Below are 1414 nucleotides of genomic sequence, written 5' to 3'. Positions count from 1 at the left end.
GGCCTATCAATGCCAACCTTTGATGAGTTCTGGGCTAAAGGCTATGTAGAATTTAAAGCTCCTGAAGAAGCTAAGAATTTCGTAAAAATGAAAGATTTTAGAGATGACCCAATTACTAATAGATTAGGAACTCCAAGTGGTAAGATAGAGATATTTTCTAAAAAGATTGATAAGTTTGGCTATGATGATTGCAAAGGCTTAGTTCAATTTTATGAACCAGCTGAATATTTAGGAAATGCTAAAAAATATAAATTAAATCTAATCACTCCACATCCAAAGTATAGATTACACTCACAACTTAATAATACTTTTTTAAGAGATTTTGAAGAAGTAGAAGGAAAAGAAAGCTTATGGATGAATCCAATTGATGCAAAAGCTCGTGGTATTAAAAATGGAGATATAGTTCGTATATTTAATGATAGAGGGGAAATACTAGGTGGTGTTTTAGTAACTGAATATGTTAAACCTGGCGTAATTAGAATGCAAGAAGGCTCTTGGTATAATCCTAATAAAAAAGGCTTATGCTTACACGGAGATGTAAATGTGCTTATAGCTGATATTCCAAGTAGCAAACTTGCTTGTGGTAATCAAGCAACTGCTTTAGTAGAAATAGAAAAATATACTAAAGAAATTCCAGCACTTGATTTATTTAGACAACCAAAGTTTAAAGCATAAATTAAATAAAGCCTAAAAGTATATTTTAGGCTTTAAAAATACTTATTAAGATAAGTAATAAAAACAAATAATAATAAGTATAAAAACATTTATAAGGATAATAAAAAATGAAAAAACTAATATTATTAAGTTTAATTACAAGCTCATTATTAGCTAATAATTATGCTTTAGAAAACACTCCTTTAAGTATTAATAATAAAACAATAGGAACAATTATTATAGGAACTAAGTTTGATATAGTTAAAAATGATAATAATAAAAGTGAGATAAAACTTACAGGCTATCGTCCTAAAGGTGGAAAAGCTATTTATGATACTTTAGGTGTCTTATCAAATAGCGTAAATCTTGATGATGCTAATGCTGTTAAAGTAATAGGAACTAAAGTAGATGATTATGATAATACTTGGGAAGTAGTAGAGATAGTAGCTAGCGTTGATAATACTAAGATTACAAATAAAGATATTATAGAAGATGGTAAGGCATTATTTGAAGAAAGATGTGGTATATGCCATGCTTTACATGCTTATGATGAGTTTAGTAAAAATGTATGGCCAAGCACAATTAAATCTATGCAAGATAATGCAAGTTTAGATGAGAATGAATACTATCAAGTAGTAAAATACTTACAAAGAGTAGCTCCTGGTGATGATGAGTGAGTATGCTTTAAAAGTGTAAGTAAATACTAAAAAAGATTAAGGAATTTAAAAGTTTGTTTTTAAATTCCTTTTGAGTGTTTTTT

At 28.3% G+C, this 1414-nt stretch carries 2 protein-coding genes; both read left to right on the top strand.

Features of this window, described 5'->3' with window-relative positions; translation table 11 throughout:
* On the top strand, positions 1-675 hold a 675-nt coding region (locus AVBRAN12637_RS09655; protein WP_284444078.1), incomplete at its 5' end, for a molybdopterin dinucleotide binding domain-containing protein.
* A gap of 107 nt (positions 676-782) precedes the next feature.
* Positions 783-1331 (top strand): hypothetical protein, encoded by a 549-nt coding sequence (locus AVBRAN12637_RS09650; RefSeq protein ID WP_239803609.1) that lies wholly within the window; start codon positions 783-785, stop codon positions 1329-1331.
* Positions 1332-1414 lie beyond the last annotated feature (83 nt).

The organism is Campylobacter sp. RM12637, from assembly GCF_020137645.1.
GTDB lineage: Bacteria > Campylobacterota > Campylobacteria > Campylobacterales > Campylobacteraceae > Campylobacter_E.
The sequence above is the reverse complement of the archived record's forward strand: the minus strand, read 5'-3'. Positions and strand labels throughout refer to the sequence as shown.